The sequence below is a fragment of the Bradyrhizobium sp. genome (assembly GCF_004799405.1).
Classification (GTDB): Bacteria; Pseudomonadota; Alphaproteobacteria; order Rhizobiales; family Xanthobacteraceae; genus Bradyrhizobium.
The window spans coordinates 1-24,328 of the sequence record NZ_SSMW01000131.1 but is presented as its reverse complement, the minus strand read 5'-3'; the positions used below and the strand labels follow the sequence as shown (position 1 = coordinate 24,328).

Genomic DNA, 24,328 nt, shown 5'->3' with positions numbered 1-24,328 from the left:
GTCGTTTTTCCTTCGGCACGTAAGCCTCGAAGCGATGGCCGTAACCGAAGAACAGCTCGGTCCGCTTGCGCTGGATGATGAGCGGATCGAACGGCGACAGGATGTGGACCAGTTCGGGCGCATTGTCGCCGGCGCTCGCCAGCGTCTCGGGACGCGCCCAATGTTCCTGCTTGCCGGCGCCTTCGAGTGCGACCGGCACGAGTTCGCTGCGGCGGATCCTGGCCTCGATCAGGCGCCGGACCGCCGCCTTGCTCGGCGCGTCCAGATGGCAGATCGAATCGGGGCTGACGACGCCTTGCGCGCGCAGGGCGCGGTCGAGCAGATAGTTGGCGACTTCCGTTGCGGTAGCCGGTTTCGGCGGCTTGTCCCAGCCGAAATGCCGCGCCGTCAAATCGTAGGTCTTGAGCATGCCGTTTCGCTCGGAGATCGTGACCGCGCCGGTATAGAATGCCAGTTGCAGCGCCCGCTTCGACGGCTTGCGGCTGGCCCACAGATGCACCTTCTCGGTCAGCACATCGTCGTCGATGTCGCGGACGGTCAGTGCGCCGTCCTTCGTGAGAAGCCTCATCACCTTGCGCAAATCCGCCGGCTTGACCTCGCGGAACCATTTGTGGCCTTCGCGGCGGTGAACCTTCATCGCCGGAATAAAGAAACGCAGGTCCCTGGCCGGCACATAGGACAGCGCATGGGTCCAGTATTCGAACACGCTTTTGTCGACGCTCTGGGCCTGACGCAGATCCGCGCGCTGATAGCCGGGGATGCGGGTCCAGAGAATGTGATGGTGGCAACGCTCGATGACGTTGATGGTGTCGATCTGGACATAGCCCAGATGTTCCACCGCGGCGGCGGTCGCATGCGGGCCGTCGCCGAACGGCGCCGTCGTGTCCAGCCGCTGGGCGCGCAGCCAGATGTGGCTGGCCGCGATCCTGGTGAGGGGATGGAATTTATCGGGCATAGCGCGGCAATGTAGCCGGATTCGCGCACGGCGCGTAAGGCGACGCTCAGGGCTTGGCCCGTTCCCCGATACTTCCGGTCGCAATCTCGGCCACGCAGGAGGCTTTGCCGAAATCGGAAGCGTGGCATTTGTAGACGCTGCCGTTGAGCCGGTCAACCAGCCACATCACGTCGTCGGTCGGACTGTCGATTCCGACATAGCGGGTGCCCACCGCGGTCACCAGCGCGGACAGCAGAATGGCCGCCGCAATCATGGCGGCACCGATAATGATCGGTATCGCGGTTCCCGAAGCCGCACGCTCAGGCGTGGCCACGCGATACCCCTGATACTCGCTGGGTCGTTTTGGAGACTGGAACACAACGCCGTCCGGTTATTCTTGTTTTCTTCATGATAGTTTATTGGCGCATCTGGCCGATTTGTTGTCCGCAGGTCGGCGCTTGCGCGACGACATTGAGACCAGCAACGAAAAAGGCGGCGGGCGAAGGCCGCCTCGGTTCCAGCTGTCTCATCGCCCGCGTCAAATGGAACCTCACCGGCGTCCGAACAGTCCGCCCATCATGCCGCCGAAAAGTCCGCCCGGGCCGCGGCCGCCATAGTGACGGCCACCTCCTCCGCCGCCGGAGTGGCGGGAACGATGCACCGGCTCGTCATCGGAGTCATCCGCTGAAGCAACCCGTGTTGCCATGATCTCGGATTGCAGCGCCTTGTGCTGCAGCGCGTTGAGGTAGCCGGTCCTGGGATAGCCGCGCGCGGCCTGCCAGCGGGCGATCACGTCGCGGGTGGCTTCGTCGAACCTGCCGTTGACCCTGGTGTCGAAGCCGAGGCCGGTGAGGCGGCGCTGCACGTCGCGGCGCCGGCCACTGTCGAGACCGATCTGGTCCTCGGTGGTCTGGTTGGCCTCCGCGGTGAACGTTGCGGGATCGATCCCGGTGGACAGGTTGCGGGTCGCGGTCGAGGGACCGTCCTGCAAGGACGCAATGCGGGCCAGCGCCAGCGACTTGAAGGTTCCGTTCGGATAGTTGGTGAGATAGGCGTTGAGTTCTTCCGGCTTGTTGGAATCCTTGACTGAGCGCCAGAACTCGAGTTCGACTTCCGAAACCGGGCCGGCAGCGACCGCTGGGGTATTCGGCGCCTCGACCGTGCGATCTGCCGCCACGGGAGCCGGATTAAGATAGACCGAGCCGATCAGGTTGGTGTGACCCCAGGGCAATTGGCTCTTGTTGGTCTCTTCGTTGACCTGGGCGCGAACCTTGGTCATCGCCTGCTGGATCTCGACGCCGGGGGCGGCAATGTTGGCCATCAGCGCGCGGGTGAACGGGCTGTTGGTGCCGACCTCGCCGTCAAGCGCGGTTTGTCCGGGACCGGTGGCGAATGCGATCAGGGTGCCCTCGCCGGATTTCATCTCGGCCAGGCCCGACTGCACCGACAGGCTGCGGGTAGCGGAATTCGACTTGATCCTGGCGGCGAACGGATTGTCGCGGCAGGCGTCGAGGAACACCAGCTTGACCTTGGCGTCGGCCATGGTCTGCTCCAGCGTGAGGTCGATGTTGATGGCGCTGCCGAGCTTGACGTCCATTTCGGATTTCAGATCGGCGTCGACCGGCAGCAGATAGTTGGTGCCGTTGATGGCGATGCCGTGGCCGGCATAGAAAAACAGCGCGACATCGGCGCCTGCGGCCTTCTGGCCGAACTCAACCAGTTTCTCGGTCATCGTGTCGCGGGTGAGGTTGGTGCCTTCCACCACGTCGAAGCCGACATTGCGCAAAACCTTGGCCATCGACCTGGCGTCGATCGCAGGGTTGGGCAGTGCGGCGACATTTCTATAGGCGCCGTTGCCGACCACGAAGGCGACGCGCTTGTTGTCGGCGTTGGCAGCATTGGCGCTGACGAGAAGTCCTGCGATCGACAATGCTGCAATCAAGAAGCGCATGATCCATTCTCCCCTGATGTCCGAAAGTGGCTGGCCGGCAAGCCGGACCGTTGGGGGCAATGTGACCAAATCTTCATGTGCGGAATGTGATCTATATCACATTGGGGGCGAAGCGATCGGACCTGCGCTCACGAGGCGCCGACCGGGCCCGCAAATCGCAGCCGGCAGCCGGCTCGGCAACAGACTTGAAAATGCCACGCCCGGGCTTTTCGGCCCGACCGTTTGGCTTCATGATAATCCCGAGATCCTGTTATAGTTTGGTGATCACCTGCATCGGCGTTGCATCGAATAGTCGCCCAAAAACAAGCCATGTGATCAAAATCACATTCACTGCTTTCAACCCGTCGTATGTTCCAATCGTCAAAACGCCATCAGGCGTAACAGCGAGGATGAGGACCATGACCAGCTTTCACAGACTTTCCGCAACTGCGGCGATTACGCTCGGTGTCGCGCTGTCGATGACGGCGGGACTGGCACTTGCCGGCGACAATACTATCTCGGCCGATCAAATCCGCGAGGCACTGCAGCCCAAGCCGGTGACGCGCAGCCTGTCCGGCCCGCAGGCCGATCCTGCGGACCGGGCCAAGGAACTGCATTTCGTCAATACGCTGCGCAACCGCAAGACCCGGTCGCTCTCGCTCGGCGAGCGCGAAGAAATCCTGCAGATCGCGGCGACCAAGCCGAACATCAATCTCGATATCCAGTTCGACTACAATTCGGCAGACATCAGGCCGAGTTCGGTAGCCACGGTGCAGGAACTCGGCAAGGCGCTGTCGGATCCCAGCCTCAAGGGTTCGACGTTCGTGGTTGAGGGTCATACCGATGCGATCGGCGGCGAGGCCTACAACCAGGCTCTCTCCGAGCGGCGCGCCGACACCATCAAGCGCTACCTGGTCGAGAAATTCGGCATCGCCGGCAGCGATCTGGTCACCGTAGGCTATGGCAAGGACAAGCCAAAGGATCCGAGCGCGCCGATGGACCCGACCAACCGCCGCGTCCAGGTCGTCAACATGGACACCAAGACCGCGTCGAAGTGACCGATGCGATGCATCCGCCCGCCGCCAGGCGGCAGGCGGATGCGGCAAATGATTTCAGGCATCGCAGATTTGTAAGGATGTTGTGCGCCGTCATTGCTGGCACGCAACGCTAAACCGGAAATCTCAAGCGTGTGGTGCTGCGGACTTATCCCGGAAATGACAATCTCTCAAAGAACAGGATCACCGACATGAAGTCATATTTCGCGGGCGTTGCCATTGCCGCGTTGCTGGTTGGCGGCCTCGCCCTCCCCGGTTATGCCGAAGATGCGGTAAAGCCGGCGCCGGCCGCTCCTCAAACCGAGGCGCCGCCCCCGAGCGTGCCGCGGCCGTCGCTGGTTCCCAAAACCGCCGAGCCCGATGCGAAGACGGTCCCGGACGAGCGCCGGCATCGGCGCTATGCCCATCGTCACTACCGCCGGTATGCTTATTGGGAGCCGTTCCCGATCTTCTGGCCGCACGTTGATCACAACCAAATCCGCTGGAACCGGATTCCCTGGGCGTTTCGTTTCTGACGTAACAGCGCTTTGCGCACGTCTACGGCTTGTCGAGGAATCCCCTGATCTTGGCTGCCAGCATCGCCTGGGTCAGGGGCTTCATCGCTCAAAGAACCCCCACATGCCCGTCGTCCCCATTCAACCGGTGGTCGAGAGATTCGCGATAACAAACCAACTTACGGGCAGGCCAAGCTCCGTCAAGTGATGCCGGCGCGGAACCAATCGCATGCCGCGCGCCGCGCACGCGATTTTGGGTCTTCAAATCCAGCTCTCGAAAATCATCAGCCGGACGAACGTCCCCATCGAGGTTCCGACCAACGCCGCCGAGATCGGCAGCATGGCGGCAAAGCCTGCGAACGCAATTGTGACGAAGGCCCACAATAGCCAGCGTGGGCTGTTGCCGCGCCGGAGCACATACACCAACGCAAGACTCGCGACGGTGGCCGGCGGCAGATAGTAATACAGGAATCCGAGGGTTCGCGGCAGCAGCGCCCAGGCCAGATAGGGTCCGAAATAAAACGCCTGAATCAGAAACGCGTCGGTTCGCCGCGTCACGATCCAGTCGCGCAGGCAGACCGCGAGCGCCGGCAGCGCCGGCCACAGCACCAGCGGATTGCCGAGCAAAACAATCGCCGCGATCCGATCGTCGCCGATCTTGTCGAACAGATACCAGACCGGCCGCACCAGCAACGGCCAGGACGGCCACGCGCTCATATAGGTGTGGCCCGCAATCGCCGTGGTGGTGGTGTCGGTGAAAATCCGTTGTTGCGCCTTCAGGATGCCGGGGATCGACAGTCCATAGAGCGGGACGAAGGTTGCGAGATAGACGCTTGCCGGAACGAGCACGAAGCACGCGGCGAAATGCCAGAACCTGAAATCGGGCCACAGATCCGGCCGGTTCCAGTCGTCGGCGTTGCCGTCGGCGAATTGCGCGCGCCAGCCCTGCATCAGGCGGATCACCGCAACGATGACGATGCAGACTGCGAGGGGAAACAATCCACTCCATTTGCAGGCGGCCGAAAGACCGAAGCCAAGACCGGCCAGCGCGAACCACAGATGCGGTCTCGACTGGCGGAAGCCGTGCATGAATGAGGCGATCGCGAACAGGCTGAACCCAAGCGCAAAAATATCCAGCATCGCGATCCGCGACTGCACGAACACCATCTGGTTGAAAAAGGCGAGCAGCGCCGCGGCGACCGCAGGACCCTGCGCGGCGAACAATACCAGGCCGCAGAGATAGACCGCGACGATCGCAAGCGAGCCGAACAGCACGCCGGGATAACGCCAGCCGAGCGGGACATCCCCGAAGGTCAGGATCGACAGTGCGATCAACTGCTTCGCCAGCGGGGGATGCATCGGATTGAGCAACGGCGCCGCCGTCGCCGGTTCGAGCATCTGCCGCCCCGCCGGCACATAATGGATTTCGTCGAAATAAAGTTTGTCCGGCGTCGTCACGCCGGCCAGAATCGCAAGATGCGTGGCAAGAAACAGGACGACAGCGACAATCGCGGCCCGCATTGCCGATTGATCGGGAACAGAAGGTGATTCGCGCATATTGTTCGCAGATCGACCGGGCTGCGACGGTTGAATGTGGGCGAGGCGAATTTTCAAGGCCATCGATTTCAAGTCTATTGCATTGAACGCATTCCGGTTTCGCCGTGACTAACCATCGGGTTCGTAAAGCGCCGCTTGTGGCATATTTACAACATCGTATTTGCGCGCGATCCGGTACGATGACGGGACAAATCGATCGGGCCAGAAAAATGAATTGGCGTCACAGCGTTCTCTGCATATCCGCACTACTGGCGGCAGGCCTTGCGGCAAGTCCTGCTTACGCGCAAGCGCGCGTCGGCGAAGCGGCCGTCGTCCAGAACCAGGTCGTCCGCGTTGCGGGACCGGCGACCAGCCAGATCAACGTCGGCGACAGCCTGCTGCGCAATGAAACCGTTCACACCGGTCAGGACAGCGCGGCGCGGCTGGTGATGGCCGACAACACCAATCTGTCGCTCGGGGCCAATTCGACGATCATCCTTGATCGCACCGTTTTCAACGACGAGCACAGCTACCGCGATATCGCGATCCGGCTGACGACCGGCGCGTTTCGCTTCGTCACCGGAGACTCGGAAAAGGCCGCCTACAAGATCACGACCTCGGTTGCGACCATTGGCGTGCGCGGAACCATCTTCGATGTCCTGTCGCAGCGGGGCAAGAGCACCGTGGCGCTGCAGGCCTGCTGTGCGCGCGTCTGCGCTATCGGCGGTCAATGCACCGAACTGACGGAACGTGGCGATACCGCCATCATCACCTCGACCGGCGGCAGGAATACGCTACAGAAAACCAACATGCCGCCCTGGACGTTCGCCGGAAGCTGCGGCGCCGCCGCCGGGCTTTGCAACGTCACGCAATTTGCCGATGCAACGCCGACAGCGCCTCCCGTCGATGACGGCAGCAGCCCCACCGGCATGCTGTGCGGACGCTGACCATGGCACGATTCATCAAAAGCTGGATCGGGTTTGCCATCCTCGTGGTCGCGGCGACGCTGCTATTCCACGGCGGCGAAACGGGAGCCGCATTCGCACAATCGGGATCGTGCACGACGCCGCCACCCTCATCGGGAGCCGCGACCAACTTAAACGCCGACGAGGGTCGCCCGACCGGCGCAGGGTGCAGCGCCGGATCGATCACCGGTGTCGCCAACGCGCATTTCAACCAGATGATCACCAACCAGGTACTCGGCTCGGTGCTGCTCGGCGTCAACGAGCAGGTCAATTGCAGCGACTGCGTCAGCGGGTTCGGCTCCGCCGGATCGTTTTCGGCCGGTTTCCACGGCCGCAAGGAACTGACGCCCAACCTGTCGCTCTTGGCCGGCATCGCCTACACCCAGTACAGCGAGAACGGCTATGCCGTCACCAGCGCGCCGATCGGCGCGCTCGCGCTTCGCTACGATTTCGTCGACTGGGGGTCGTCACGGCCGTTCTTCGATCTCGGCACCATCCTGACGCCGTATGAGAAAGTCAGCTATAACCGCGGCTACATGACCAGTTTCGGTCCCGTGGCCTTGCAGAGCCAGACCACTGCTTCGGATTATGCCGTGTACGGCAGGGCAGGCTGGATCAGCCGGGTATCTCCGCGCGACGAATTCGCCGCGTCCGTCGAAATCTGGCAGCTCTGGCAACGGGTGAGCGGCTATACGGATCCGTCCGTGCCGTTCGATCCGTTCAATGCCTCATTTGCGAGCGGAACCGATCGAACGAACCTGGCCAAGATCGGCGCACAGTGGACCCATCTTTTCGGCAGTAGCATCGAAGGCAACCTCAATGGCGCGTTCGTGCAATCGTTTGCAAACCACTCCGGCATCGTCGCGACGGTGACGGACTACGGCCTCGTGGCGCCGACGATCGGAAACCAGTCCTGGTTCGAATATGGCGGCCGGCTCGGTTTCCGCATCGCCAACGGCTGGGTCGCCGATCTCTTCCTCAACGGCACGCTGGGCCCGCAGCCGGTCGGCAATACCATCCACGGCGGCATCGGGTTACGGGTGAATTACTGAGCCGGCGCGAGGCGTGAGGCGATCCACGTCATCGTTCGCCGTTGGCGAGCACGAGCGCTGTGCTGACGCCATTCTCGAGGATTTCGTCGGATAGCTGCCTGTCGTTGACGGCGCGGGCGAGTTGAAGCGTACCCACCATGATCCCGTAAATGGCGATCGCATTGCGGCGGCGCTCGGATGGGGATCCCGCGCGGAGCTGGTCCGCAATCAACCCGATGAATTGCGATACCCGGCCGGTGAAGGCGTCGCGGGTTGCCCGCGGACCGCGCGCGATCTCCGCCACCAGCGCGGCGGTCGGACAGCCGCCGCCGGGATTGTCGCGATGGCGCGCCGACAGATAGTCGCGGATCGAAGCCTCAAGCCCGGATTCGCGGTCGCCGGCGTTCCGAAGCGTCGCCTCGCGCTTGCCGAGCGCGTTGGAAAGTACGGCGCGGACCAGGTCCTCCTTGGATTCGAAATGCGTGTAAAAGGCGCCGTTGGTCAGCCCCGCTTCGGTCATGATGCCGGCAACGCCGACCGCGGCTACGCCTTGCTGGCGAAACTGCCGCGAGGCGACATCGATGATGCGCCGGCGGGTGGCGTCCTTGTGTCCCTTTTCGTAGCGCATCCTCAATTCCCGTCGGATGTTCAGATCGGTGGGGCGGCCGCTTCCCGCGCCACTACCTTACGCAATCGTGACCGCTCTCCTCATTGCATTACGATCATAATAATGCATTATGAGTGTAATGCAATAGGCAGACAGTCCGGAAAACGGCTGTTTGGGGCGATCTGGGCGACAGGACGCGAAAATGAAACTGCAGCAGGCAACCGTAGCATTGAGCGGCGGGAATATCGGCGACACGCGTTCGGAGCCGGCGGTCGCACCGGCAGGCGTGGAGAGCGCAAAGCAGCGCACCGACACCGCGCGCACCGCGATCCTGACCGGACCCATTCTGGCCACCCTGCTCGGGCTGGCGGCGCCCACCGTGGTCGTGCTGCTGGCGCAGACCGCGGTCAACATCGCCGAAGCCTATTATGTCGGCTTCCTCGGCACCGACGCGCTGGCCGGCGTCGCCATGGTCTTTCCGATCTTCATGCTGATGACGATGATGTCGAACGGCGGACTCGGCAGCGGGGTTGCCTCTGCGGTGGCGCGCGCAATCGGCGCCGGCCGCAAGCAGGACGCCGATGCGATCGTGTTCCACGCCGTGGTTCTCGCCATCATCTTCGGCGCGATGTTCACCCTCGGCACGAACCGCGGCGGCCCGGCGCTGTATCGGGCGCTCGGCGGCCAGGACGGCGCGCTCGACGCTGCGCTGAAATACTCCAACTATCTTTTCGCCGGCGCTATTCCGGTGTGGATCGTCAATTTGCAGGCAGCCGCACTGCGCGGCTCCGGTAACGTCAAGGTTCCGGCGATGGTGACCCTGGTCGGCGCGCTGGTGCTGATCCCGACTTCGCCGATCCTGATTTTCGGTTTCGGCCCGGTGCCGCGACTGGGCATCGGCGGCGCCGGAATCGCCTTCGGCGTGTATTATGGCGCGGCCATGCTGGTGCTGTTGCGTTACATGACCTCGGGACGCGGCAGCCTGACGTTCAGGCTGGTCCCGCTGCGGGGCCGGTTGTTCGCGGATATTCTCAAAGTAGGAATCCCGACCGCCGTCAATGCGCTCCTGACCAACCTGACGGTGATCCTGGTGACCGGCGCGGTCGGGCTGTTCGGCACCAAGGCGCTGGCCGGCTACGGCATCGCCTCGCGGCTCGACTATGTGATGATCCCGATCTTGTTCGGCATCTGCACCGCCGTCCTGACCATGGTCGGCGTCAACATTGGCGCCGGCCAGGTCGCACGCGCCAGGCGGATCGCCTGGACCAGCAGCCTGGTCGGCCTGGCGGTGACCGGCACGATCGGCCTGGTGGTAGCGTTGTTTCCGGCGCTTTGGCTGACGCTGTTCAGCCACGATCCCGACGTGCTGCGCCAGGGCGCGACCTATCTGCGCATCGTGGCGCCGGCCTATGCCGGGCTGGGACTGGGTTTCGTGATTGCCTTTTCCGCGCAAGGCGCCGGGCACGTATTCTGGCCGTTCGTCGCAGCCTCCACGCGCCTGCTGCTTGCCGCCGGCGGTGGCTGGATCGCGGTCAGCTATTTCGGCGGCGGAATGGCGCTGTTGGCGTCGATGGTCGCCGCCTCGCTGGTCGCCTATGCCGCGATCTGCGCGGTCGCGATGTTTCGCGCGTTTCAGCCGCCGTCATAAGCCTTTTTGAGCGCGGCGATATCGAGCTTGACCATCTGCAGCATCGCCTGCATCGCGCGCTGTGCGCCGGCGCGATCGGAACCGCCAAGCAATTGCGGCAGCACCGACGGCACGATCTGCCACGATATGCCGTAGCGGTCCCTGAGCCAGCCGCAGCGTTCGACCGATCCGCCGTTGGATGACAGCGCGTCCCAGAGACGGTCGACCTCGGCCTGGTCGACGCAATCGATCTTGAACGAGATAGCATGGGTGAATTCGAACCGGGTGCCGCCGTTCAGCGCCATGTACTCCTGCCCGGCCAGCGTGAACTGGACCACCAGCACGGTGCCGGCCTTGCCCGCGGGGCCGTCGACGGGATTCTTCTGGACCTTGTCGATCCTGGAATCCGCCAGCAGCGAGACATAGAATTTCGCGGCCTCCTCGGCCTCGCCATTGAACCACAGGCAGGGCGAGATTTTCGACATGGCAAAGCTCCTGTTTTCGTTCGGGTCGGACGCAGGACGAACGGCACCGCGTCATCCCGACATCCCGCGTCAACTATCTTCGTTGTGGCCGGACTTGTCCCGGGCGCGGCGGTTGCCGGCGTACAATGATTTCACTTCGCGCTAGGTCGCGATCGGCGTCGGCATGGTGAGGAACGCCCGGCTCACATGCCAGAACAATTGCCGGTTGATCGCCAGCACGACCGAATGCGCGGTGCCGGGAAGGATGACAAACTGACGATCGCCGTTCGGCAGCAGATTGAAGAACGCTTCAAGGTCGGCGACGGTGGCGATGCCGTCGAATTCGCCGCGCACCAGCAGCACCGGCGCCAGCACTTTCTTCGGATCGACCACCGGCAGGTTGGCGGTCATGTCGAGATAGGTCCCGGTCGGAATCTGGTCGCCGAATTGCATTTCCACATCCGCCAATGCCTCGATGGCGGCGGGATCGCTGGTGCCCGGCCGGTCGCGGGTCGCGATCGAGCGGATCATGTCGCGGTCGCGCTTGCGCATGTTGTGCGAGCGGTAATATTCGAGCTGTTCGGCGCGCTTGGTCAATGTCGGCGAGCCCTCGCCCTTGTAGGTAAAGGCAGCGAATACCAGCCGGTCGATCCGTTCGGGCGCCAGCATCGCATAGGCACCGGCGCGCAGCGCGCCGGAGGATTCACCGAGGAAGTGGAATTTCTGCCGGCCGGTTTCGCGGGCGACGACTTCAGCCGCCGCCTTCAGGTCCTCCGCGCCGCTGGCGATGTCGGCATTGCCCGAGGTGCGTCCCGACTTGCCGTAATTTTCGTGATCCATGGTCCAGCAATCGAAGCCATGGCGGGCGAATTCATTCATCACGGAATATTCGCCATGTCCGGGCACGTTGAGGTCGAACACCCTCGATGTCACCGACGAGCCGTGCACAAAAAACAACACCGGCCGCGAAGGTTCGCCGGCCCTGGGCGCCCCGATCCGCTTGCGAAACATCCACAGCGGGATGTCGCCCTTCCTGGCCCAGTATTCGCTGCTCCAGATTTCGCCGTCTTCGGAAACCGCATCGGCGCTTTGCGCCGGCCGCGCGTCCACCAGGGTTCCCGCAACAAGCCCAAGTCCGGCACCCTTGATCAGGCTCCGCCGCGCCAGCGGACGATCGAGATGTTTCATGGCTTCCTCCGATCAATGCTTTGATTTTTCTTGGCAGCCGGTTATGGCGCCAGCATCAGCAGGGCGCCGCCGACCATCAGGGTCCAGGCACAGGCGGGTCCAAACAGGAGCCGCAGCAGTCTGTTGTCGGGCGAAAAGCCGACGCCATGAACGAATGCGCCGGCGACGCCGAGCAGCATGAACGGCAACGCGGCGTGCAGCCGCGTCTCCGGCACCTGACGCAGCAGGAACGGAAACAGCATCAGCGCCAGGCTCGCCAGCAGCGCCGCGGCGAACGAAGCCGCCTGGATCGCCCGCGCCAGCGCCGTCGCTCGCTCACGGCGCGCGCCGGTTATCATCGATTTCACGCTGGGCATGGGCTTCGAACCACATCGCGTTGAGAATCGCAAAGGTGCCGGCAAAGCCGACGCCGAGGATCCAGCTGAAATACCACATCGATTTCTCTCCGATCAGTAGAGCGAATGGTCGTTGCCTTCGATATATGCCGCGGTGACCGGCCCGCGAAGCACGCGGTATACCCAGGCGGTGTAGAGCAGGACGAGCGGCAGGAACACGACGGTCGCGAACAGCATGATCTTGAGGGTCAGGTGACTGGACGACGCATCCCACACCGTAAGGCTGGCCTGCGGCTCCAGCGACGAGGGCAACATGAAGGGAAACAGGCTGAGGCCGGCGGTGGCGATGATCGAGGCGGTGCCAACCCCGCTGACGATAAAGCCGAGGCCGGCGCGGCCGGCACGCAGCATGGCTGGCGCGATCGCCAACGCCGCGACGGCCGCGACCGGCGCCATCATGGTCAGGGGAAAGGTGCGGTAGTTGGTCAGCCAGGCGCCGGCTTGCCGCGTCACCTGCTTCGACAGCGGATTCGATGGACCATCATGCGCGAGTTGCGAGGTGACGACATATCCGTCGATGCCGAAGGCGACCCAGATGCCGGCCAGCACAAACAGCACGATCGTCACCGGCGCCACCAGGCGCGCGACGCTCACGGCGCGACCGACCACCGGGCCGCTGGCTTTGAGCGCAAGATAGCTTGCGCCATGCAGCGTCAGCATTCCGACGCTGATGAGGCCGCTGACCAGCGCAAACGGATTGAGCAGGCCGAATAGGCCGCCCTCATAGGTCATGCGCAGGGTATCGTCGAACCGGAACGGAACGCCGACAATCACATTGCCGAAGGCGACGCCGAAAATCAGCGCGGGAACGAGGCCGCTGACGAAGATGGCCGCGTCCCAGATCGCGCGCCAGCGCGTGGCGGCGACCTTGCTGCGGAACTTGAACGACACCGGCCGCAGGATCAGCGCCGCCAGCACCAGGAACATCGCCAGATAGAAGCCGGAAAACGCGGTGGCGTAGAGCGCTGGCCACGCCGCGAAGATGGCGCCGCCGCCGAGGATCAGCCAGACCTGATTGCCCTCCCACACCGGGCCGACGGTATTGATGACGATGCGTCGTTCGATGTCGGTTCTGGCCACATACGGCATTAATATCGCGACGCCGAGATCGAAGCCGTCCATCACGGCAAAGCCGATCAGCAAGACGCCGAGCAACGCCCACCAGATCAACCGCATTGATTCGTAGTCGAACATGATGCTCTCCGTTATTCGGCGGCGCCGACGATGGCCAGCCTGAGGTCGGGACGCGCGACCGGACCGTCCGGCGGCGGCCCGGCCTTCACGGTTTTCACCATCAGATAGACGTCGACGACGGCGAGCGTCGAATAAAACACCACGAAGCCGATCAGCGTGGTCCAGATGTTGGCCGCCGAAATGCTGGAGACCGCAAGGAAGGTCGGCAGCACGCCCTCGATCACCCAGGGCTGGCGGCCGACTTCGGCGACGATCCAGCCCAGTTCGGCCGCGATCCATGGCAGCGGCAGGCTCAGCAGCGCCAGCCACAGAAAGCCGCCATATCGGGTCAGCTGACGGTTGCTGGCGAGCACGAAGGCGACCGCGAACAGCGCGATGAAATAGAAACCGAGCCCGACCATGATCCGGAAACTCCAGAACAGCGGCGACACCGCCGGCACCGTGCTCCAGGCCGCCTGCACGATCTCGTCGGCCGTCGCGTTGGCGATATCGGGCCGTATCTTCTTGAGCAGCAGCGCATAGCCAAGGTCGGCGCCGGTGGCGTCGAGCCGCGCCCGCTCGGCGGCATTGGCGGGCGCCGCGCGGAGTTTTTCCAGCGCGTCATAGGCGATCAGCCCGCTGCGGATGCGCTCTTGCGCATGTGCCACCAGGTCCTTGATTCCCGGCACCGTCTTGTCGATCGAGCGCGTGGCGATCAGGCCCAGCATCCAGGGCACCTTGACCTCGTAATCGGTACGGCGATTGGCGAGATCCGGCACGCCGAACAGCGTGAAGGAGGCCGGCGCCGCCTGGGTGTCCCACATCGCCTCGATCGCTGCGATTTTCATCTTCTGGTTCTCACCGGCGGTGTAGCCGCTTTCGTCGCCGAGCACGACCACCGATAGCGCGGAGGCGAGCCCGAAGCTCGCGGCGACGGTCATCGAACGCTTCGCGAATTCAGTGTACCGCCCCCTGATCAGATAGAAGGCGCTGACCGACAGCATGAACATGGCGCCGGTGACATAGCCGGCGCTGACGGTATGCACGAACTTGGCCTGCGCCACCGGATTGAACAGCACCTGCATGAAGTCGGTGACTTCCATCCGCATGGTGTCGGGATTGAATTTGGCGCCGACCGGATACTGCATCCAGCCATTGGCGATCAGGATCCACAGCGCCGACAGGTTCGAGCCCAGCGCCACCAGCCAGGTGACGCACAGATGCTGGACGCCGGTAAGCTTGTCCCAGCCGAAAAAGAACAGGCCGACAAAGGTGGCCTCGAGAAAGAACGCCATCAAACCTTCGATCGCCAGCGGCGCGCCGAAGATGTCGCCGACGTAATGGCTGTAATAGGCCCAGTTCATCCCGAACTGGAATTCCATGGTGATGCCGGTGGCGACGCCCATCGCGAAATTGATACCGAACAACAGCCCCCAGAATTTCGTCATCTCGCGCCAGATGGTCCGGCCGGTCATCACATAGACGCTCTCCATGATGCCGAGCAGGATCGACAGGCCGAGCGTGAGCGGGACGAACAGGAAGTGATACAGGGCGGTCAGCCCGAATTGCAGCCGCGACAGCGACACGACGTCCATCGAGGTCATCGGGAAACTCCTTGCTAGCTGTCCGGACGGTTCAGGATCTGGCGATCGAGCGCGTTGCCGTCGATCAGGGGACGCTGGCGCGGGCCGAAAACGAAAACAGCCGCCAGCAGCACGATTGCGAGCTTGATCGACAGGATGACAATGATGTCGCGCCTCAACTTGTGCGTGGTCACGGCCGCCCCCCTGCCCATCCGGGCCTGCGGAACGGCTGTTCAACGGTGATGGTCTGGTGGCAGCGCCGGCCCACAAAACGCAGCCATTTTTGCAGCGTGATGCCGGAATCGTGCACGTACACCCGAGGATAAGCCGCGCTCGCGCGCTGCCGATCCATTGGAAGTGCCTCGAATTGCTCGCTCATTGCCTGATCCTCGACGGTAACCGGCGATTGTCGGCGGTCCCGCGGCATTGATCTGGGTCAACAGCCGATTATTGATCCAGGTCAATGGATATTCAACGGATATATCGAGTCGAGCCAACCGAGAGGGGAAGCCCCATGACCTTCGCCGAGCCATCGCCGACATCCTGCGCCGGGCCGGCGCCACGCGATTGCAAGCACGGCCGCGGCAATGATTGCGACGACTGCAAGGTGCGGCGGTTCAGCGTCTGCGGTGCGCTCGAACCGGCCGAACTGGAGGAACTCGACAGGCTGAGCCAGGTCAGGAATTTCCCGGCCAGGACCATGCTGTTCGACCAGGACGCGCCGGCGGACAACGTGTTCAACCTCACCGACGGCATGGTGCGGCTGTGTAAATCGCTGCCGGACGGGCGCCGACAGATCGTGGGCTTCGCGCTGCCGGGAGATTTCCTCGGCCTGGCGCTGATGGAGCGATATGGGGTCGCGGCGGAGGCCGTGACGCAGGTTCGGGTCTGCCGGTTCGCGCGGCCGGCGTTCCTCGCCTATGTCGACGGCAAGCCGCATTTGCTGCGACGACTGCATGAATTCGCCGGCCATGAACTCAGTCTCGCCCAGGACCAGATGCTGCTGTTGGGACGCAAGACCGCGGAAGAGAAGGTAGCCGCCTTCCTGCTCAACCTGCAGACGCGCTATGCCCGGGTCGGCGCAGCCTCGGTGACGATCCCGCTGCCGATGAGTCGGCAGGATATTGCCGACTATCTCGGCCTCACCATCGAGACCGTCAGTCGCACCCTGACCAAGTTCGCACGGGAAAAGGTGATTGTGATCGTGCCTGATGGGGTCCGACTGCTCATGATCGGGCGGCTTGATCAGTCCGACGCGGCACGATCAGCCGTTCCGTTTTGATCCACCTCAACGCGGCAGGGCAACAAGCTCGCTACCAATTCTCCATCAATCATGGAGAAGTCAGATGCCTCTCGACAGCCTTCTGGTCGTCATTGCCGTCACGATGATGTTTATAACCTTCGCCGTTGTGCTTGGATGGGGCGACCGGCAGACACGCGACCTGTAACGCAGCAGCCAGGCGCCGCGTCTCTTGGTTTGGGCCGGATCGCGTTACGCAGCATCGTCATGTCGCCAGGTTCCCCTCGAACCTGCATAAAAGCGTGATCGGAAACCACAGCAGATCAGGAACTTTCGACCCGTTTGCGACTTGATTTGGCGAAGCTCAACACCGACCAAAGGAGAGTTCCCATGGGTGCAACGGCAGACAAGGTAAAGGGCGCCACCAACGAAGCCATCGGCAAGGCCAAGCAGGGCGTCGGCGAAGCCGTCGGTTCCGACAAGATGCAGGGCGAAGGGGCGATCCAGGAAACCAAGGGTCACGCCCAGAAGGCCGTCGGCGACGCCAAGCAAGCCGCCAAGGACGCCGTGAACAAGGCAGCGGCCGCAGCCAACAAGAATCTCTGATCGACCAGTTGTTGATTGGATGAAAGACCGGTCCATCGGGCCGGTCTTTTTTTGTCTAGAGTTACGGGCGATGAAAATGGCGCCGCAAGCCCGCACGCTGGCGCTCCGCCCTCAGCGCTTCCCGATCGCATCCGGATTGACGACATTGGTCGGCGCACCCGCGGCGTAACTGAGTATCTGGTCGAAAATATCGGTAAACTGCAACTCGTATTCGTCATGCGAGACGTAGCCGATATGCGGTGTGCAGATCACGTTGTTCATCGTCAGCAAGGGATCGCCGGTGTCGCGCAGCGGTTCTTTCTCGTAGACATCGACCGCCGCCATACCGGGCCGGCCGGCGCGCAGCGCATTCACCAGCGCGTTCGGCTCGATCAATGACGCGCGGCTGGTGTTGACCAACAGCGCCGTCGGCTTCATGCGCGCCAGATCGCCTGCGGTGACGATACCGCGCGTCGCGTCGACGAGGCGCATGTGCAGCGACAGCACGTCGCACTGTTCGAAAAACGCCGCCTTGCTCTCGGCAACCTGGTAGCCGTCGGCGCGCGCCTGCGCCAGCGCCGGTTCGCGCGCCCACACCAGCACCTTCATGCCGAACGTCCTGCCGTAGCCGGCGACGACGGCGCCGATCCGGCCATAGCCGTAGATGCCGAGCGTCTTGTCGCGCAGCGTGTGGCCGACACCCATCTGCCAGTGGCCTGCCTTTAGCGACGCCATCTGCTGCGGAATGGCGCGCATCGCCGCCAGCACCAGCCCCCAGGTGAGTTCGGCGGTCGCATAAGACGGCGTTCCCGCATGCTGGCTCGACGACACGATGATGCCAAGCCGGGTGCAGGTGTCGATATCGATGTGGGGATAGACGCTGCGCTGGCTGATCAGCTTCAGCTTCGGCAGGCGTTCCAGCAGCGGCGTGCGGATCTGCGTGCGCTCGCGGATCAGCACCAGCGCCTCGGTATCGTGCAGCCGCTTCACCAGCGTATCGACGTCCTGGACGTGGTCGTTCCAGATCGTCACATCGTACCCCCTGAGCTTGCCGAAGCATTCGAGGGTGCGCACGGTGTCGAAGTAATCGTCGAGGATCGCAATCTTCACGACACGCTCCTCCCCGTGAGTCTATTTCACGCCAAGCAATTCAACGTCGAACATCAGCGTCGCGTTCGGAGGGATGACGCCGCCGGCGCCGCGGGCGCCATAGCCCAGTGCCGGCGGAATGATCAATGTGCGTTTGCCGCCGACCTTCATGGTGGCGACGCCTTCGTCCCAGCCGGCGATCACCTTGCGCTGCCCGATCGGAAATTCGAACGGCTCGTTCCGATCGACCGAACTGTCGAATTTCTTGCCCTTCTTGCCGTCTTCATACAGCCAGCCGGTATAATGCATGACGCAGATCTGGCCGGGTTTTGGCGAAAGGCCCGTGCCAACCTTGGAGTCGATGATCTGCAAGCCTGAAGGTGTGGTCATGATGTTTCCTGCGGTCTGGGCCGCCACATATGACGGCGCGACGACGAAAAAGGCGCCGGCCATGATCATGGTGGCGGCGACGGCGATCGGGAGGATTCGGAACTGGAGAAATTGCATCTTTCGGGACTTCTGTGGTGATCGAGGGAAAGACAGATTGCATGCACGGAGCGCTGGTTCAATACCCCAATGCGCAGCCGTCCTTGCGTGGATCGGAACCGCCGGTCAGTGTGCCTTTGTCCCAGTCGATCCAGATCGCCTGGCCGCCGCCGAGCGGCGAAACGATGCGGGTGGTTTTGTGCCCGAGCTTCTTCAGACCCTCGACGATATCGGCCGATACGCCGTCCTCGAGCTGGTAGATGCCCTCGTAATGCAGGCCGCGCGGCATATCGATCGCCTCCTGCACGTCGCAGCCGTAGTCGAGCATGTTGGTCAGCACATGGGTCTGACCGACCGGCTGATACTGGCCGCCCATCACGCCGAACGGCATGATCGCGCGGCCGTTCCTGGTGACAAGACTCGGAATGATGGTGTGCAGCGGCCGCTTGCCTGGCGCGATACAATTGGGATGGCCGGGCTGAATCCGGAAACCGCCGCCGCGATTTTGCAACAGGATGCCGGTCTTGTTGGAGACGATCGCGGAGCCGAAGGCGTGCGCGATCGAATTGATGAAGGAACAGGCGTTGCGGTCCTTGTCGACCACGGTGATATAAACCGTCGAGGGATTCATCGGTGGCGTCACGACCGGCAGGTCGAGCATCCGATCCATCCTGATCTTGCCGCCATATTCATCGGCGAATTCCTTCGACAATATCCTGACCACGTCGACGTCGACATGGGCGGGATCGCCGATGTATTGCTCGCGCATCAGATAGGCAATGCGCGCGGCTTCGGCCTCAAGGTGAAACCGTTCGATGCTCAGGGGCGGGAACTTGGTCAGGTCGAAACGCGACAGGATGTTCAGCATCACCAGCATGGTGATGCCGGGGCCGTTCGGCGGGCACTGCCAGACGTCGTGGCCCTTGTAGACGGTGCCGATCGGACTGGTGGTCTCGGTGGTGTGGGCCGCGAAATCGTCCAGCGCGTGCAGGCCGCCGACCCCACGCAAGGTCTCGACCATGTCCTCGGCGATCGCGCCCTTGTAAAAGGCGTCGCGGCCGTCCCGGGCGATGGCGCGCAAGGTCTGGCCGAGTTCGGGCTGATGGATCACGTCGCCGGCGACCGCCGGCTTGCCATGCGGCAGCAGGTAGCGCTCGGTGTTGACGCCTTTTTTCAGCTTTTCGAACTGGTTCTTCCAGTCGAACGCGATGCGGGGGGCGACGATGTAACCCTGTTCCGCGGCCTTGATCGCGGGCTGTAGCAGGGTGTCGAGGCCAAGCTTGCCGTGGGCGCGCAGGATGGTCGCCCAGGCATCGACCGCACCGGGAATGGATACCGAATGCGCCGACGTCAGCGGGATCGCATGGATCTTGCGCTCAAGATACCATTCGGGTGTCGCCGCCATCGGCGCGCGGCCCGAGCCGTTGTAGGAAACGATCCTGCCCTCGCCTTTGGGCTGGATCAGCGCGAAGCAATCGCCGCCAATCCCGGTGGATTGCGGCTCGATCACGCCGAGCAGCGCGCACGCCGCCACTGCAGCGTCGGCTGCGGTGCCCCCGGCACGCAACACCTCGATGGCCGTCAACGCCGCCAGTGGATGCGACGTCGCCACCATCGCATTCTCGGCGTGGACCGTCGAGCGGCCCGCGAGATGGAAATTCCTCATGCCAGATTGCCCGCTTTATTGTTGTTCTCGGGGGGTTACTTGGCACATTCATCCCGTGATGGGCAATGGTCGCAACGCATAACGCCACGCCATATCATCATCCCGGAGAGCGCGGGGATCGCGATAGCAGGTTTCCCCTTCCCCGCCCTCCTGATAAACCATCACCATGCCGTACAAGGTCGCCGCCTTCTATCAATTCGCCGGATTGCCGGATTTCCGTGAATTGCGCAAGCCGCTGCGCGCGAGTTGCGCCCGCCTCAAGCTGAAGGGCAGCGTGTTGCTGGCGCATGAGGGCATCAACGGCACGCTGGCGGGCGACGCGGCGGCGATTGCCACGCTGGTCGGGGAATTGCAACACGGAGCCTTGTTCGGCGGCCGGCTCGACAATCTCGAACTGAAATTCTCGCACGCCGCGGCGATGCCGTTTCAGCGTCTGAAAATCCGTCTGAAAAAGGAGATCGTCACGCTCGGCGACAGCACGGCCGATCCGACGCGGCGGGTCGGAATCTATGTCGAGCCTGCCGACTGGAACGCGCTGATCGCGACCCCGGATACGCTGGTGATCGATACCCGCAACGCATTCGAGGTGGCGATGGGCACGTTTCCCGGAGCGGTCGATCCCGGCATCAAAAGCTTCGGACAGTTCAAGGAGTTTGCCGCTCGTCACCTCGATCCGGCGAAGCACCGGAAGGTCGCGATGTTCTGCACCGGCGGCATCCGCTGCGAAAAGGCCAGCGCCTGGCTGCTGTCGCGCGGCTTTGCCGAGGTCTACCATCTCAAGGGCGGCATCTTGAAATATCTGGAAGGCGTGCCGGAAGCCGAAAGCCGCTGGCGCGGCGAATGTTTTGTCTTTGACGGCCGCGTCGCGCTCCGGCACGGGTTGCGCGAGCGCGCGATGGAAGCCGGTTGCGATGAGTGACGCCAAGATACCTAGTGAAAAGACACTCGGTGAAAAGCCAATGAGCGAAAAGGCACTCAGTGCGCGGATCGATGCGCTGGAAACCCGGCTGACGTTTCAGGACGCGACCATCGAAATCCTGAACGGGACCATCACGGAGCAATGGCTCAAGATCGACGCACTGACGCGCCAGGTCGCGCACTTGAGCGAACGGATGCAGGAAGCGGAAACTCAAGCGCCCGGCGCGACCGATGAAACGCCGCCGCATTACTGAATCGAGAGGCATCGCTTCACGGCCTGAACGCAAACCAGAGCACCATCGCCACGATGGCCGTAACGGTCGCGGCCAACACCACCGGCGTGACTTGCTTTGAACTCCCGCTGCGCGGGGAATCGTTGGCGGCGTGGTTGAATTCACTATTCATGAAACACGCTCGCTGCGCTGGAATGGAGCGGGCCGAACTATCGGAAGACCGCGAGGAACTTGTCCCACAACGACGTATTTTCGCGGTCACCGTCATGCCGCGAAGGCGATGGCTGGGCGGCACTGATCGGATCGGACGCGGGAAAGCTGTCCCTCAGGCCGGCTTCCAGTTGCGCATGGGTGTCGCGGTCGGCCGAAGCGGCCTGACGGGGGTCGACGGCGTGCCTGTCGCGGGCCGCAGGATTGAATCTCTCAGCCATGTTGATCCTCCATGGCAGGGATAACGCCCCGGATATCCCGCGGTTCCATGACGCAGGGACCGAGCGACGGCTAGCGCGGGCGGACGACCACCCGTCCCTGCCCGGCCAATACGCTCAGCAGGGCCCGCACGGCATTCCTGTCCTTTTCCTTGTCATCCTCATTGAGCGCATCGAACGGCACCAGTGAGGGATGCCGCATCAGGTGATCGTCGCGGACAGCGCCATAGCGCCAGCCGCGCTCGACGCGGTCGGCGATCCAGCGGCGATGCTCGACCCGGGCGAGGAGTTCAAGCTCCGCGTCCGATAGTACGACAGGCTCGACACCGGGTCCGGCATCGGCGATCCGCAAACCCGCCGCGGCAAACAGGATCGGCGCGTGCTCGGCCGCGGCGCGGTTGGCATCACGCATATTTTCGGTCAACTCGTCCCAGGCCTGCGACGCCGCCGGCGAATTCCACCCGAGCGTTTTTGTCGCGTCCTGATAATGCGCATGAAGCGCGATCGCCATCTCATCGCCTTTTCGATCAAGCACACGCTCGATGCTCTCGGCGCGGACCAGTCCGCCGATTGCGATCAGCCTTGTCATATCGCGGTTGCTGACCTGGGCGTCGCCGAGGCGACCCAGCAGCCGGTCCTCTCGCGTTTGATGCGCCAGGACGGGAACGGTATCGGTGCCGAGCATGCCGCCCGGCCGGCGCAAGGCCAGTGAAGCGGCGATCGCATCGGCATCGTCGAGCAGGATGACGGCCAAGTGCGGCGGCGCGTGCATCTGGCGCCAGGGCGCAACGATGGTGTCGGGGGGCAGCACGGCGTCCGGCTGCCGCGGCAAAATCGCGATCTCCACCAGGTGGTCAAGCTCGGGCCTGGCTTCATGCCAGTGCTTGACGACTTCGGCTTCATTGTCGTCGACGATAAACGTCAACACCGCGCGCTTATCGGGATGATCTTGCGTGGCCGCGATGACCTGCGCCACGGCCTGCCGCCAATTGCCGGAAAGTCCGACCACCAGCACGTGCGAAGCCGTGTCGACATCCCCCTTCAGCAGCACCGGCGCGAAACGGGTCAGTTCAAGGCGAATGCCTTCCCGATCCGGGCAAAGCCGGTAGTAGCGCACGCCATGCCCGCGCGAGAGGCCGTCGAGCGCCGAATCGAGCTCGACCGCGAAATTCTCCCGGTCGATTCGCACCGCCAGCACCAGCGGCGGAAGGTCGGCAGGACGTTTGCCGGCCGCCGACAACGCCAGCATGGCGATGCTGAGATTGTCGACGTCGTCATCGCCGGTCAAAAACAGCGCGGCAGCGTAGGGAAGATGCAACGACCGGATCGTCGCGGGCCGCATCGGGTCCGCCTCGATAATGGTGAGACCGAGACCTTCGAGCGCATCGCGCTGCGCGGCGCCGATCCTGGCGGCGATCATGACAACCTGCCGTCCGCGAGAGGCCAGCGCGATCAGCGCCGCGTCGGTCAGCGATTCCGAACCGCAGACAATGACGTGGCCGGACGAATGCGGCAGCAGTGCCAGCCGGGCCGGCCGCGTGATCGAACTGACCAGGGCCTGGAAGGACGCAAGCACCGCGACCAGCGGCACCGCGAGCCGCGCGATCTGCAGTGGTAGTGGAATCGAGCCGCCGAAATCAGTCGGAAATTGCAAGGTGATGAGCTGCATGGTGCGGAAGAAATTGTCGACCCATCCGGCGGGATCGGTGGGCGGCTTCTTGATCATCCAGCCCCAGAACCCCAACGCCATCGCAATCGCGCCGGCGACGCCCTGAATCCAGCCGCGATGACGGGTAACGAACGCGCCAACCTGCCCGGCCAGCAGCGTCAATCTGAGGATGAAATAGTTCAAGAGCGAACTCAAAAAGGGGTCTTGCAGGAACGTTACGGTTTCACGGCTGCTTGATGTTTGCAACGACCGATTGAACCACTTCGATGGACGGTTACCCCGCCTCGAGCGCCTTGATGCGAAATAGCTGCATCCACCCGCCCACATCCTGCATCATCGAAACAGCCAGTTCCTGCATGATGCGGCCGAGGTCGCGCGAAGCGAGCGGTTGATCGAGCTCGACGGCGTCAAGCTGGGTTCTGGTATCCTTCATGACGCGCAGCATATGGGTCGACTGCTGCACCAGCAGCGGAAATTCCGAATACGCCCGGATGCCGACGAACGCGCCGGAAGCGGCCGACAGGCAGGCGCCCAGGGTCACGCTCCATTCAATCGCATCCATCATTTTTCCCGTGAGCAGGAAGAACAGTTTTGAGCCGACCGCGGCGACCGCCAGCAGGAAGAATGTCTCGCCAATCAGGCCGATGCTGCGCCCCGCCGCCCTGTTGCGATCGCGGCGTTCGAGATGATAGCCGGTCTGGTCATCGGTCAATGCCCGGGCAATGCGCAGTGCGCCGGTATTGGCCGCCGATAGCGAGCCGACCAGAAACGGGGCCGCGCGCACCGCGACGGTGAAATACCACGCCACCCAGGCCTCGCGCGGGAATTTTTTCATTTCCTCCTCGCCCTCTTTGTCCTCGATACTGTCGAGCGACATCCGCACGACTTCGGAAACCGGCAGCGACCGGCCGATCGCCGACAGCACACCCTGCTTGCGGCACAATTCGGCGAGCAGACGATAGGAAATCCACTTCTCGTGCCAGCGGTGCAGATGGTTTGCCAGCACCAAGGCGGCAATTCCGCCGAACGCGA

Annotated in this window: 30 protein-coding genes; 9 read left to right on the top strand and 21 right to left on the bottom strand. The window is 63.2% G+C overall.

Annotated elements, in window-relative coordinates; genetic code table 11:
• The 4 genes from E7813_RS20810 to E7813_RS20795 form a co-directional block, all read right to left on the bottom strand.
• The coding region (locus E7813_RS20810; RefSeq protein ID WP_291577096.1) for a winged helix DNA-binding domain-containing protein at positions 1-955 on the bottom strand (955 nt) is incomplete at its 3' end.
• Between the two features lie 46 nt (positions 956-1,001).
• Positions 1,002-1,232, bottom strand: coding sequence for a hypothetical protein (locus E7813_RS20805; RefSeq protein ID WP_291577098.1), 231 nt, complete (start codon positions 1,230-1,232; stop codon positions 1,002-1,004).
• 252 nt (positions 1,233-1,484) lie between these two features.
• Positions 1,485-2,885: a caspase family protein gene (locus tag E7813_RS20800; RefSeq protein WP_291577095.1), complete on the bottom strand. Its 1,401-nt coding sequence runs from the start codon at positions 2,883-2,885 to the stop codon at positions 1,485-1,487.
• 250 nt (positions 2,886-3,135) lie between these two features.
• On the bottom strand, positions 3,136-3,285 hold the full coding sequence (locus tag E7813_RS20795; protein ID WP_291577093.1) for a hypothetical protein: 150 nt from the start codon (positions 3,283-3,285) through the stop codon (positions 3,136-3,138).
• Between E7813_RS20795 and E7813_RS20790 the strand changes: the two genes are divergently transcribed.
• Both E7813_RS20790 and E7813_RS20785 read left to right on the top strand, forming a co-directional pair.
• Positions 3,284-3,922 carry an OmpA family protein gene (locus tag E7813_RS20790; protein ID WP_291577091.1) on the top strand — a complete coding sequence of 213 codons (639 nt, stop codon included), beginning with the start codon at positions 3,284-3,286 and terminating at the stop codon, positions 3,920-3,922. The two genes, E7813_RS20795 and E7813_RS20790, sit on opposite strands and share 2 nt — an antisense overlap.
• A 188-nt stretch (positions 3,923-4,110) precedes the next feature.
• Positions 4,111-4,434 (top strand): hypothetical protein, encoded by a 324-nt coding sequence (locus E7813_RS20785; RefSeq protein ID WP_291577090.1) that lies wholly within the window; start codon positions 4,111-4,113, stop codon positions 4,432-4,434.
• 240 nt (positions 4,435-4,674) lie between these two features.
• Here E7813_RS20785 and E7813_RS20780 read toward each other — a convergent pair whose 3' ends face one another.
• Positions 4,675-5,970, bottom strand: coding sequence for a phospholipid carrier-dependent glycosyltransferase (locus tag E7813_RS20780; protein ID WP_291577089.1), 1,296 nt, complete (start codon positions 5,968-5,970; stop codon positions 4,675-4,677).
• Between the two features lie 209 nt (positions 5,971-6,179).
• On the opposite strand from E7813_RS20780, the gene E7813_RS20775 reads away from it, so the two are divergent.
• Together E7813_RS20775 and E7813_RS20770 are read left to right on the top strand one after the other, a co-directional pair.
• On the top strand, positions 6,180-6,896 hold the full coding sequence (locus E7813_RS20775) for a FecR family protein (RefSeq protein ID WP_291577088.1): 717 nt from the start codon (positions 6,180-6,182) through the stop codon (positions 6,894-6,896).
• A 2-nt stretch (positions 6,897-6,898) separates the two neighbouring features.
• Positions 6,899-7,966: a hypothetical protein gene (locus tag E7813_RS20770; protein ID WP_291577087.1), complete on the top strand. Its 1,068-nt coding sequence runs from the start codon at positions 6,899-6,901 to the stop codon at positions 7,964-7,966.
• Between the two features lie 28 nt (positions 7,967-7,994).
• On the opposite strand, the gene E7813_RS20765 is transcribed toward E7813_RS20770, so the two are convergent.
• A complete protein-coding gene (locus E7813_RS20765) occupies positions 7,995-8,573 on the bottom strand; it encodes a TetR/AcrR family transcriptional regulator (RefSeq protein WP_291577086.1) in 579 nt (192 codons plus the stop codon).
• A 181-nt stretch (positions 8,574-8,754) separates the two neighbouring features.
• Here E7813_RS20765 and E7813_RS20760 point away from each other — a divergent pair, with 181 nt between their 5' ends.
• Positions 8,755-10,200 carry an MATE family efflux transporter gene (locus E7813_RS20760; protein WP_291577085.1) on the top strand — a complete coding sequence of 482 codons (1,446 nt, stop codon included), beginning with the start codon at positions 8,755-8,757 and terminating at the stop codon, positions 10,198-10,200.
• On the opposite strand, the gene E7813_RS20755 is transcribed toward E7813_RS20760, so the two are convergent.
• The 8 genes from E7813_RS20755 to E7813_RS20720 form a co-directional block, all read right to left on the bottom strand.
• On the bottom strand, positions 10,185-10,664 hold the full coding sequence (locus E7813_RS20755; RefSeq protein WP_291577083.1) for a VOC family protein: 480 nt from the start codon (positions 10,662-10,664) through the stop codon (positions 10,185-10,187). The genes E7813_RS20760 and E7813_RS20755 overlap by 16 nt on opposite strands.
• A gap of 141 nt (positions 10,665-10,805) precedes the next feature.
• Positions 10,806-11,831: an alpha/beta fold hydrolase gene (locus tag E7813_RS20750; protein WP_291577082.1), complete on the bottom strand. Its 1,026-nt coding sequence runs from the start codon at positions 11,829-11,831 to the stop codon at positions 10,806-10,808.
• 41 nt (positions 11,832-11,872) lie between these two features.
• The gene (locus E7813_RS20745) at positions 11,873-12,169 is read right to left on the bottom strand and encodes a cyd operon YbgE family protein (protein ID WP_291577097.1); all 297 of its coding nucleotides are present in this window, start codon (positions 12,167-12,169) and stop codon (positions 11,873-11,875) included.
• Positions 12,147-12,266, bottom strand: a complete 120-nt coding sequence (gene cydX, locus E7813_RS20740; RefSeq protein WP_291577081.1) for a cytochrome bd-I oxidase subunit CydX — start codon at positions 12,264-12,266, stop codon at positions 12,147-12,149. The genes E7813_RS20745 and cydX overlap by 23 nt, the downstream gene beginning before the upstream one ends.
• A 14-nt stretch (positions 12,267-12,280) precedes the next feature.
• Entirely contained in the window at positions 12,281-13,420 is a 1,140-nt protein-coding gene (gene cydB / locus E7813_RS20735) for a cytochrome d ubiquinol oxidase subunit II (protein ID WP_291577080.1), read from the bottom strand.
• Between the two features lie 11 nt (positions 13,421-13,431).
• The gene (locus tag E7813_RS20730; protein WP_291577079.1) at positions 13,432-15,003 is read right to left on the bottom strand and encodes a cytochrome ubiquinol oxidase subunit I; all 1,572 of its coding nucleotides are present in this window, start codon (positions 15,001-15,003) and stop codon (positions 13,432-13,434) included.
• 14 nt (positions 15,004-15,017) lie between these two features.
• The gene (locus tag E7813_RS20725; RefSeq protein WP_291577078.1) at positions 15,018-15,176 is read right to left on the bottom strand and encodes a hypothetical protein; all 159 of its coding nucleotides are present in this window, start codon (positions 15,174-15,176) and stop codon (positions 15,018-15,020) included.
• A complete protein-coding gene (locus tag E7813_RS20720; RefSeq protein ID WP_291577076.1) occupies positions 15,173-15,361 on the bottom strand; it encodes a hypothetical protein in 189 nt (62 codons plus the stop codon). The genes E7813_RS20725 and E7813_RS20720 overlap by 4 nt, the downstream gene beginning before the upstream one ends.
• 135 nt (positions 15,362-15,496) lie before the next feature.
• Between E7813_RS20720 and E7813_RS20715 the strand changes: the two genes are divergently transcribed.
• The gene (locus E7813_RS20715; protein WP_291577075.1) at positions 15,497-16,264 is read left to right on the top strand and encodes a helix-turn-helix domain-containing protein; all 768 of its coding nucleotides are present in this window, start codon (positions 15,497-15,499) and stop codon (positions 16,262-16,264) included.
• 348 nt (positions 16,265-16,612) lie between these two features.
• Entirely contained in the window at positions 16,613-16,828 is a 216-nt protein-coding gene (locus E7813_RS20710; protein ID WP_291577074.1) for a CsbD family protein, read from the top strand.
• Between the two features lie 111 nt (positions 16,829-16,939).
• Here E7813_RS20710 and E7813_RS20705 read toward each other — a convergent pair whose 3' ends face one another.
• The 3 genes from E7813_RS20705 to ggt are packed head-to-tail and all read right to left on the bottom strand — an operon-like array spanning position 16,940 to position 20,048.
• Positions 16,940-17,917: a D-2-hydroxyacid dehydrogenase family protein gene (locus E7813_RS20705; RefSeq protein WP_291577073.1), complete on the bottom strand. Its 978-nt coding sequence runs from the start codon at positions 17,915-17,917 to the stop codon at positions 16,940-16,942.
• Positions 17,918-17,938: 21 nt separating this feature from the next.
• Positions 17,939-18,403, bottom strand: a complete 465-nt coding sequence (locus E7813_RS20700; RefSeq protein ID WP_291577072.1) for an FKBP-type peptidyl-prolyl cis-trans isomerase — start codon at positions 18,401-18,403, stop codon at positions 17,939-17,941.
• A 58-nt stretch (positions 18,404-18,461) separates the two neighbouring features.
• Entirely contained in the window at positions 18,462-20,048 is a 1,587-nt protein-coding gene (ggt, locus tag E7813_RS20695; RefSeq protein ID WP_291577071.1) for a gamma-glutamyltransferase, read from the bottom strand.
• Between the two features lie 166 nt (positions 20,049-20,214).
• On the opposite strand from ggt, the gene E7813_RS20690 reads away from it, so the two are divergent.
• Together E7813_RS20690 and E7813_RS20685 are read left to right on the top strand one after the other, a co-directional pair.
• Positions 20,215-20,967 carry a rhodanese-related sulfurtransferase gene (locus E7813_RS20690; protein ID WP_291577070.1) on the top strand — a complete coding sequence of 251 codons (753 nt, stop codon included), beginning with the start codon at positions 20,215-20,217 and terminating at the stop codon, positions 20,965-20,967.
• A gap of 40 nt (positions 20,968-21,007) precedes the next feature.
• On the top strand, positions 21,008-21,220 hold the full coding sequence (locus tag E7813_RS20685; RefSeq protein ID WP_291577069.1) for a SlyX family protein: 213 nt from the start codon (positions 21,008-21,010) through the stop codon (positions 21,218-21,220).
• A 16-nt stretch (positions 21,221-21,236) separates the two neighbouring features.
• Here the strand turns inward: E7813_RS20685 and E7813_RS20680 are convergent, their stop codons facing one another.
• From E7813_RS20680 to E7813_RS20665, 4 genes are all read right to left on the bottom strand, one after another.
• Complete coding sequence (locus E7813_RS20680) at positions 21,237-21,371, bottom strand: hypothetical protein (protein ID WP_291577068.1); 135 nt, start codon at positions 21,369-21,371, stop codon at positions 21,237-21,239.
• Between the two features lie 37 nt (positions 21,372-21,408).
• Complete coding sequence (locus tag E7813_RS20675) at positions 21,409-21,630, bottom strand: hypothetical protein (RefSeq protein WP_291577067.1); 222 nt, start codon at positions 21,628-21,630, stop codon at positions 21,409-21,411.
• Between the two features lie 70 nt (positions 21,631-21,700).
• Positions 21,701-23,479, bottom strand: a complete 1,779-nt coding sequence (locus E7813_RS20670; protein ID WP_291577066.1) for a RyR domain-containing protein — start codon at positions 23,477-23,479, stop codon at positions 21,701-21,703.
• A gap of 91 nt (positions 23,480-23,570) precedes the next feature.
• Positions 23,571-24,328: hypothetical protein (locus E7813_RS20665; protein WP_291577065.1), on the bottom strand; the 758-nt coding region annotated here is incomplete at its 5' end.

Bases quoted from the DNA above. Each gene is read 5' to 3' on its own strand.
- E7813_RS20800 (WP_291577095.1), bottom strand. From the start codon at position 2,885: ATGCGCTTCTTGATTGCAGCATTGTCGATCGCAGGACTTCTCGTCAGC.
- E7813_RS20790 (WP_291577091.1), top strand. From the start codon at position 3,284: ATGACCAGCTTTCACAGACTTTCCGCAACTGCGGCGATTACGCTCGGT.
- E7813_RS20795 (WP_291577093.1), bottom strand. From the start codon at position 3,285: ATGGTCCTCATCCTCGCTGTTACGCCTGATGGCGTTTTGACGATTGGA.
- E7813_RS20785 (WP_291577090.1), top strand. From the start codon at position 4,111: ATGAAGTCATATTTCGCGGGCGTTGCCATTGCCGCGTTGCTGGTTGGC.
- E7813_RS20780 (WP_291577089.1), bottom strand. From the start codon at position 5,970: ATGCGCGAATCACCTTCTGTTCCCGATCAATCGGCAATGCGGGCCGCG.
- E7813_RS20775 (WP_291577088.1), top strand. From the start codon at position 6,180: ATGAATTGGCGTCACAGCGTTCTCTGCATATCCGCACTACTGGCGGCA.
- E7813_RS20770 (WP_291577087.1), top strand. From the start codon at position 6,899: ATGGCACGATTCATCAAAAGCTGGATCGGGTTTGCCATCCTCGTGGTC.
- E7813_RS20765 (WP_291577086.1), bottom strand. From the start codon at position 8,573: ATGCGCTACGAAAAGGGACACAAGGACGCCACCCGCCGGCGCATCATC.
- E7813_RS20760 (WP_291577085.1), top strand. From the start codon at position 8,755: ATGAAACTGCAGCAGGCAACCGTAGCATTGAGCGGCGGGAATATCGGC.
- E7813_RS20755 (WP_291577083.1), bottom strand. From the start codon at position 10,664: ATGTCGAAAATCTCGCCCTGCCTGTGGTTCAATGGCGAGGCCGAGGAG.
- E7813_RS20750 (WP_291577082.1), bottom strand. From the start codon at position 11,831: ATGAAACATCTCGATCGTCCGCTGGCGCGGCGGAGCCTGATCAAGGGT.
- E7813_RS20745 (WP_291577097.1), bottom strand. From the start codon at position 12,169: ATGATAACCGGCGCGCGCCGTGAGCGAGCGACGGCGCTGGCGCGGGCG.
- cydX (WP_291577081.1), bottom strand. From the start codon at position 12,266: ATGTGGTATTTCAGCTGGATCCTCGGCGTCGGCTTTGCCGGCACCTTT.
- cydB (WP_291577080.1), bottom strand. From the start codon at position 13,420: ATGTTCGACTACGAATCAATGCGGTTGATCTGGTGGGCGTTGCTCGGC.
- E7813_RS20730 (WP_291577079.1), bottom strand. From the start codon at position 15,003: ATGACCTCGATGGACGTCGTGTCGCTGTCGCGGCTGCAATTCGGGCTG.
- E7813_RS20720 (WP_291577076.1), bottom strand. From the start codon at position 15,361: ATGAGCGAGCAATTCGAGGCACTTCCAATGGATCGGCAGCGCGCGAGC.
- E7813_RS20715 (WP_291577075.1), top strand. From the start codon at position 15,497: ATGACCTTCGCCGAGCCATCGCCGACATCCTGCGCCGGGCCGGCGCCA.
- E7813_RS20710 (WP_291577074.1), top strand. From the start codon at position 16,613: ATGGGTGCAACGGCAGACAAGGTAAAGGGCGCCACCAACGAAGCCATC.
- E7813_RS20700 (WP_291577072.1), bottom strand. From the start codon at position 18,403: ATGCAATTTCTCCAGTTCCGAATCCTCCCGATCGCCGTCGCCGCCACC.
- ggt (WP_291577071.1), bottom strand. From the start codon at position 20,048: ATGAGGAATTTCCATCTCGCGGGCCGCTCGACGGTCCACGCCGAGAAT.
- E7813_RS20690 (WP_291577070.1), top strand. From the start codon at position 20,215: ATGCCGTACAAGGTCGCCGCCTTCTATCAATTCGCCGGATTGCCGGAT.
- E7813_RS20685 (WP_291577069.1), top strand. From the start codon at position 21,008: ATGAGCGAAAAGGCACTCAGTGCGCGGATCGATGCGCTGGAAACCCGG.
- E7813_RS20680 (WP_291577068.1), bottom strand. From the start codon at position 21,371: ATGAATAGTGAATTCAACCACGCCGCCAACGATTCCCCGCGCAGCGGG.
- E7813_RS20675 (WP_291577067.1), bottom strand. From the start codon at position 21,630: ATGGCTGAGAGATTCAATCCTGCGGCCCGCGACAGGCACGCCGTCGAC.